The following is a 7019-nucleotide window of genomic DNA, read 5'->3' as shown; positions in this document are numbered from 1 at the left end:
GCCCAGGACGACTGCGCCAAGGGTTTCCTCTTCGACGGCTTCCCGCGCACCATCCCTCAGGCCGATGCAATGAAGGCTGCCGGCGTCAAGCTGGATTACGTGCTCGAGATCGACGTGCCCTTCGACGCCATCATCGAACGCATGAGCGGCCGCCGCGTGCATGTGGCCTCAGGCCGCACCTATCACGTCAAGTTCAATCCACCCAAGGTCGAAGGCAAGGACGACGAGACCGGCGAGCCGCTGGTCCAGCGGGAGGACGACAAGGAAGAGACGGTCAAGAAGCGCCTGGATGTCTATTCGGCCCAGACCCGGCCTCTGGTCGACTACTACTCGCAGTGGGCCGCCACGGGCGATGCCAATGCACCCAAGTACCGCCGCATCGAAGGCGTCGGTTCGGTCGACGACATCATGAAGAAGGCCCTGGCCGCGCTGGCCTGAGCGTTCTCACCCCAAGAACAAGCCGCGGCGCGCATGCCCCGCGGCTTTTTTGTCGTCCACAATTGACGTTTACGTCAACCGTTCCCCATACCCAGGAGATCCTCATCATGGAAATTGCAGGCAAGGTGTTCATCGTCACCGGCGGCGCCTCGGGCCTCGGTGAAGGCACGGCCCGCATGCTGGCGGCCCACGGTGCCAAGGTCGTCATCGCCGATCTGCAGGCCGAACGTGGCCAGGCCGTGGCCGCCGAGCTCGGTGGCCTCTTCGTCAAATGCGACGTCAGCCAGGAGGCTGATGGCCAGGCTGCCGTCGCTGCAGCCACGGGCCTGGGCAAGCTGGTCGGCCTCGTCAACTGCGCCGGCATCGCGCCGGCCATCAAGACAGTCGGCAAGGACGGTGCCCACCCGCTGGCGGCCTTCAGCAAGACCATCACGGTCAACCTGATCGGCAGCTTCAACATGATCCGCCTGGCCGCCGAGGCCATGGCCAGGAACGAGCCAGAACCGACTGGAGAGCGCGGCGTGCTGATCTCGACGGCGTCGGTCGCGGCCTATGACGGCCAGATCGGCCAGGCGGCCTATTCGGCGTCCAAGGGCGGTGTGGTCGGCATGACGCTGCCCATCGCCCGCGACCTGGCCCGCAACGGCATCCGCAACATGACCATCGCCCCAGGTATTTTCGGCACGCCGATGCTGTTCGGCATGCCCCAGGAGGTGCAGGACGCGCTGGCCGCGAGCGTCCCCTTCCCGAGCCGCCTGGGCAAGCCCGAGGACTACGCCAAGCTCGTGCACCAGATCGTCACCAACGACATGCTGAACGGCGAGGTCATCCGCCTGGACGGCGCGATCCGCCTGGCACCGAAATAACGCCCCTCGTCCTGTCTCGCCCTGCTGCACGCGGGCGCGCCCAGCCGGTTCCCCGAGGRGACGGCGATGCTTGCGGCATCGAGCCGCAAGCACATCGCCAAGCGGGCCGGCTCGGTGAACTGGAGTCGGACACAAGCAGTCCCTGCGGACTGCTTGTGCCTACGGAAGGCCATGGGCCTCTGGCCCATGGCAGGCCCAGCGCTCGGCCCGGAATACCAGTATCGAACGGGCAGCGGAATGAAAAAGGGCCTGTTCGCACCAGGCCCTTTTCATTTAGAGATCCCCAACGATCAGCGCTTGGCTGAACGCGACTGGATGACCCACAGGCGCGCCAGGTCAGCGGCGCCTTCATTGCCCTTGACCGATTTCCAGGCCGCCTGTGCCTTGGCGCTTTCGCCAGCCAGCTGGTGGGCCAGGCCGAGGTAGAGCTTGGCGTCTTCGGGGCGCTTCAGATCGCCCTTGGCGATACCTTGTTCGATCTGCTCGATGCCCTTCTTGGCGTTGCCGCCAAAGGCATTGGCCAGCCCCAGCTTGACGAACTCGTTGCCGTCCTTGGCATCCGCGGCAGCCTTCTCGTTGGCCGCTGCAGCGGCCTTGGCTTCGCCAATTTTCTTGACCATCAGGTCGGCCAGGCGCTTGTGGCGGGCGCCTTCGGCCCCCTGACCCAGCACGCCCGCGGCCATGCCCTTGTCAACGACCTGCTTGCCCTCTTCCGGATAGCCGGCCTGAGCGGCCAGCTGGGCCATCTCCATGTAGTCCTCGGCACCGCGCGACATGTTGCCCGTGACCAGGCGCAGGCGATAAAGATCCAGCGCGTAGCGGCTGCTGTCGAAGCTCTTCTTCTGCGGCATGCCGCCCAGGATCTGGGCCCACAGTTTGGGATCCGGATAGAAGTTCAGCAGCTTCTCGGTCGCCACGGATTCCGCGTTGCCGTCGCCCTTCTTCTGGGCCGCGAACAGCAGCAGGTTGAGCTTGTCCTTGGGTGGCGCACGGCCGGCACGCTCGTCGGCAGCGATTTCGTCCAGCGTGTCCTTGATGGTCGATGTCATGTCGCCGGACAGGAACTGCGCGTTCTGCTGCACCTGCTTCATGRTCGGGCTGTTGCCGCCTTCCTTGAAGTAGCGCTGCGCCCAGGTCAGGGCCTTGCCGTTGTCGCGGTTGCGCAGATAGGTGCCGGCGATGGCCTCCATGTACTGCAGCTGCTGGGCCTGGCCCAGCTTGCCCGCGCCTTTGAGCACGTCAAAGGAGCGCGCCATCGTGTCGGGATCGTTGGCGCCCATCGCGGCGGAGAAACGCACGCCTTCGATGGCATTGGTTTCGCCGGCGGTGCGGCCACCCACGGCTTCGGCATCGCGCAGCTTGCCCAGCGCTTCCTTGTACTTGCCGGCCTTGACCAACTTGCTGGCCTCGGTCAGCGGCGTGCCGACTTCCTTGCGCACGCTGTCCTGGGCGGCCGCCTGGCTGAAGCCGAACTCCGCGCCGGGCGCGCCGTTCAGGGTCAGGGCCAGGGCGCCAACGGCGACGGCCACCATGGTTTTCAGAGTCTTCAACTTGCTCTCCTGCAAAGCAAAAACGCGCCGCCCTTTCGGGCAGCGCGCATCACAGTATCGTGGTCAGCGGTCCCGCAGACGTCACTTGACGAATTGCTCGTTACCAACCATGCCCATCTTCTTGACGCTGTTACGCTGGGCCGAGGCCATTACCGCCGCAACGACGCCGTAGTCCACCAGCTTGTTCGGCTTGATATGGATTTCAGGCTGATCGCTGATCGGCATCGCGCCGATTTCCTGCATCTTGGCGTCGACTGCGTCCTTGCTGTTCGCCAGCGCAGCTTCATCCCAGTAGACAGTGCCGTCGAAGTCGATCATGACGGTGTGCACGACCGGGTCTTGCTGAGGCGGCGTCGTGMTCGGCGGTGGCATGTCCAGGTTGACCGTATGCAGCTGGATGGGGATGGTGATGATGAGCATCACCAGCAGCACCAGCATCACGTCAATCAGCGGCGTCGTGTTGACGTCCATCATGACTTCGGGGTCACCATCTCCCGACGAACTTCCGACATTCATTCCCATGTTTGACTCCTGGGATCAGTTGCGAGCCGGCGGCTCGGTGACGAAGTTGACCTTCATGATGCCGGCACGCTGGCTGGCGAAGATCACGCGACCGACCGACTCGTAGCGCGCCTTGTCGTCGCCGCGAATATGGACCTCGGGCTGCGGGTTCTTGACCGACTCCTTGCCGAGGCGCTTGACCAGCTCCTCCATGTCGGGAATCAGCTTGGTACCCCAGTAGACGTCACCGTCCTTGCTGACCGAGATTTCGATGTTTTCCGGTTTTGTGACGCGAATCTGGTTGGTCTCCTTGGGGAGATTCACCGCGATCGACTGCGTCACCACCGGCACGGTGATGAGGAAGATGATCAACAGCACCAACATCACGTCCACGAGGGGCGTGGTGTTGATGGTCGAGACCACCTCGTCATCGCCGGAAGAGGATCCGACGTTCATGCCCATGGCATTGGCTCCTTTACGAGCGGCTGCTCAGGGATGAATTAGCGCTTGGCGACCGAGCGGTTGCCCATCAGCACGCCGTGCAGATCGCCGGCGAAGGAACGAACCTGGCTCATGACACCCTTGTTGCGGTTCACCAGCCAGTTGTAGCCCAGCACGGCCGGAACGGCGACGACCAGACCGATAGCGGTCATGATCAGCGCGGCGCCCACGGGGCCGGCGACCTTGTCGATGGAAGCCTGGCCAGCCAGACCGATGGCGGTCAGCGCGTTCAGGATGCCCCACACCGTACCGAACAGGCCGATGAAGGGAGCGGTCGAGCCGACGGTCGCCAGGAAGCCCAGGCCGGCCGAGATCTTGGTGTTGACGTCGGCAACGGCGCGGTCGACGTTCATCGTCACCCAGCTGCTGTGGTCGATGTTCTCGGTCAGGGCGCCCTCATGGTGCTCCGAAGCCTCGATGGCGGTGGTGGCGATGTAGCGGAAGGCGCTTTCTTCCTTCAGGCTGCGGATGCCATCGGCCAGGCTGGCCTTCTTGAAGAAGGTGGCGCGGACTTCCTTGGCTTCGGAGGACAGCTTGCTCGTGTCCCACAGGCGCACGACCAGGATGTACCAGGAACCCATGGACATCATGGCCAGGATGAACAGCACGACCTGGTCGACAACGTTGCCATGGGCAACGATGTTGGCCAGACCATAGGGGTTGTCTTGCGGCTTGGAGGCGGCAGCAGCCGGAGCGGCGGCGGCGTCAACCACGGCGGCCGAGGCGGCGTCGGCCGGCTTCTGATCTTGCGCGTGGGCAGGCGAAACGGCCAGGGTCGCGACCATGGCGATGGCGGCAAGGAAGCCGGTGATGCGAGAAATCATGGAGTCAACTCCTAGGAAAAATTCTGTTTTGATGCGGTTCTGAAAGCGCCGGTCTGGCGCCGGGTTCTAAGCAGGTCTCTTAGTCGATCTTGAACTGGAACTCCTGCTCGAACACGTGATCGCCCGGGCATTCGTAGGTGTCACGCAGAGTAGCTTCGATGGCCTGGATCAGGGCGCGCTGCGCCTTGCGATCCACGCCACCACGCTGCGAGGTGATTTCAACGGCTGTGACACGGCCTGCCTTCACGGTGGCGATAGCCTTGTACAGAGCTTCGCCGCTCCAGTTGACCGACGGCATTTCAGGCTTGCCCATCTTGGTGCAGACCATGGCTGCCTTGACGGGGCCCGTGCGAGCAGGCGGAGGCGGTGCAGCGACCACCGGCGGCGGCGCCGGGCGAATGTCGGCGGCTGGCGGTTGAACCTGCGTGGAAACGATGGCCGGGGCCGGCGGCGCGGGTGCGGTCACCTGGAACTCGGGCGGCGGCACGAAAGGCGGAGGCGGCGCCTTGAGATCCGGCGGCGGAGGCACCACCTTCTCTGGCGGCGGCGGCGGTTTGACCTTCTCTTCGATCACCTTGACGTCGATGGGACCGGTGACCTTCTTGACGATATCGCGAGCCAGACCGCTGGCCAGCGCGTAGATGGCCACGACGTGGATCAGGACGACGATGCCGAAGCCCGTGAACCGGGATGCGCCCTGCTTCTCCTGCGCAAAATTCATGCGCGCTCCTTCTTGCAACTACAAATCACAGTCAATGACTCTTCTCGGACAAGCGGCCACCGCCACGGCGAAAGTTGCGCTCCTGCCGTGAACTGGTTCCCGAAGGGCGTGGATTCTAAATCGCGGAAGCAACGATTCCGCCTCGTCGAAAACACGCAGTGCCGCCGGTGTGTAAAGCCTCTTTACACCTGTTCAAGGCAAAAAAAACGCCCGGTGGCAGTAGAGCCGTCGGGCACGCGTTTCATCGCCACGAACCAGGCGCAGCGAGAGACTACACCACCGGCCAAATCTGGCCATGCCGGCATCTTAGCCGTCGCTTTTGTCACGACTTCCTGGGGCTAACCCGGGCAAGCGAAACAGCGCGATTACATGCATCTGGACACAAAAGGCGGACAAAGCCGGAGGGTTCAGGCGAGGCCACCCTTTCAAGCAGCAATCAACCACCCGGTGATGGCGTTGCGTTGGCCCTGGGCAAACGGCGGCACATAGGAGACGAAGTGGGTTTGCGGCACTGCAAACAGCGAGAGTGAATTGAAATGCGGGAAGAAGCTGTCGCTGACGGTGCCGTCGCGCTCGCTGAAGTTCAGCAGACCACCCCAGTCCGGTCGCCATTGCCGCGTCAGGTTGATGACATAGGCCAGGCGTCGGTCTTCGACGTCAACGTGATCGTCGTGGGCGAGCAGGAAGCTCCCCGGGGCATACATCGTCGCCTGGGCGTACACGCGGTTGACCTCCCGCACGCCGGTGATGTCGCGCATCACGTTCAGAAAGTTCTCATCGGCCATCCAGCGTATGAAACGTGCCAGTAGCCCGGTTTCGCCGCGATTCATTGCATCCGCGAGGGATTCAGTAAAAAAGGAGAACTGAAATTGGCGGCGGGCGACTTCCATGATGCCGTTGCTCAGATGGCTTCGCTGGTTTTCACCGAGCCCGCGCAGTTGCTCGCCCGTCAGACGACGGTCGCCCTCAGCGTCGCGATAGCACAAGCTCCAGTCGATAGCTTCGACGGCGCGAGCCAAGGCATCGGCGACATCCGGTTTGAAGAAATCGCGGATCAGTAGGCGGCGGTCACGGCCGAACTGTGCAGTGAGCTGGTTCAGGTCGAGAGCCGGATTGATGTAGTCCATGGAAAGGTTGAACGTCAATAAAAAAGCAGGCCCGAAGGCCTGCTGGATTCTGTTCGATCGATGCGGATCAGAACTTGTAGTTGGCGCGCACGTAGAAGCTGCGGCCCTTGACGTCGGCGTAGGTCGGGTCGAAACCGACCTGGAAATAGTCTTCCTGGACCGTCGTCGGCGGCTTTTTGTCGAGCAGGTTCAAGACGCCGGCTGTAAGGACCAGGTTCTTCACGCCCTTGTATTGGCCCTGCAGGCTCCACAGGTCGTACTTGGGCACGTGACGCACCTCGTCGTAGTCGCGATAGCCGCTTTGACGGAAGTAGCGAACGCCGCCTGCCCAGGCGTCGGTATCCCAGTCGAGGCTGACGTTTTGCTTGACTCGCACCACCGGGCCACCCCGCAGGTACTTGCCCAAGGTGTCTTCAACATCACCCGTCACGACATTGGTTTCGCTACTCTTGGTGACGATAGTCGCTTCCCAGCTCGGTGTGAGGCTGCCC

General features: G+C 63.0%; 9 protein-coding genes. 2 read left to right on the top strand and 7 right to left on the bottom strand.

The genetic code is table 11. From position 1 onward, the window contains the following. Together ACXJKR_RS19850 and ACXJKR_RS19845 are read left to right on the top strand one after the other, a co-directional pair. Positions 1 to 438, top strand: a 438-nt coding sequence (locus tag ACXJKR_RS19850) for a nucleoside monophosphate kinase (protein WP_457324275.1), incomplete at its 5' end; no start/stop codon positions are given. 107 nt (positions 439 to 545) lie between these two features. Beyond that, positions 546 to 1304: a 3-hydroxyacyl-CoA dehydrogenase gene (locus ACXJKR_RS19845; protein ID WP_056197804.1), complete on the top strand. Its 759-nt coding sequence runs from the start codon at positions 546 to 548 to the stop codon at positions 1302 to 1304. A gap of 290 nt (positions 1305 to 1594) precedes the next feature. Here ACXJKR_RS19845 and ACXJKR_RS19840 read toward each other — a convergent pair whose 3' ends face one another. The 7 genes from ACXJKR_RS19840 to ACXJKR_RS19810 form a co-directional block, all read right to left on the bottom strand. Further along, a complete protein-coding gene (locus tag ACXJKR_RS19840) occupies positions 1595 to 2854 on the bottom strand; it encodes a hypothetical protein (protein WP_457324274.1) in 1260 nt (419 codons plus the stop codon). Positions 2855 to 2935: 81 nt separating this feature from the next. Beyond that, on the bottom strand, positions 2936 to 3376 hold the full coding sequence (locus ACXJKR_RS19835; RefSeq protein WP_457324273.1) for an ExbD/TolR family protein: 441 nt from the start codon (positions 3374 to 3376) through the stop codon (positions 2936 to 2938). A gap of 15 nt (positions 3377 to 3391) precedes the next feature. Then, complete coding sequence (locus ACXJKR_RS19830) at positions 3392 to 3817, bottom strand: ExbD/TolR family protein (protein ID WP_056197810.1); 426 nt, start codon at positions 3815 to 3817, stop codon at positions 3392 to 3394. A gap of 38 nt (positions 3818 to 3855) precedes the next feature. Continuing rightward, positions 3856 to 4680, bottom strand: a complete 825-nt coding sequence (locus tag ACXJKR_RS19825; RefSeq protein WP_056197812.1) for a MotA/TolQ/ExbB proton channel family protein — start codon at positions 4678 to 4680, stop codon at positions 3856 to 3858. Positions 4681 to 4759: 79 nt separating this feature from the next. Continuing rightward, positions 4760 to 5401: a hypothetical protein gene (locus tag ACXJKR_RS19820; RefSeq protein WP_056197813.1), complete on the bottom strand. Its 642-nt coding sequence runs from the start codon at positions 5399 to 5401 to the stop codon at positions 4760 to 4762. 425 nt (positions 5402 to 5826) lie between these two features. Beyond that, on the bottom strand, positions 5827 to 6528 hold the full coding sequence (locus ACXJKR_RS19815) for a 2OG-Fe(II) oxygenase (RefSeq protein ID WP_457324272.1): 702 nt from the start codon (positions 6526 to 6528) through the stop codon (positions 5827 to 5829). 67 nt (positions 6529 to 6595) lie between these two features. Beyond that, positions 6596 to 7019: TonB-dependent receptor domain-containing protein (locus tag ACXJKR_RS19810; protein ID WP_457324271.1), on the bottom strand; the 424-nt coding region annotated here is incomplete at its 5' end.

The organism is Roseateles sp. P5_E11, from assembly GCF_054049355.1.
This window is presented reverse-complemented; position numbering and strand designations above follow the sequence as displayed.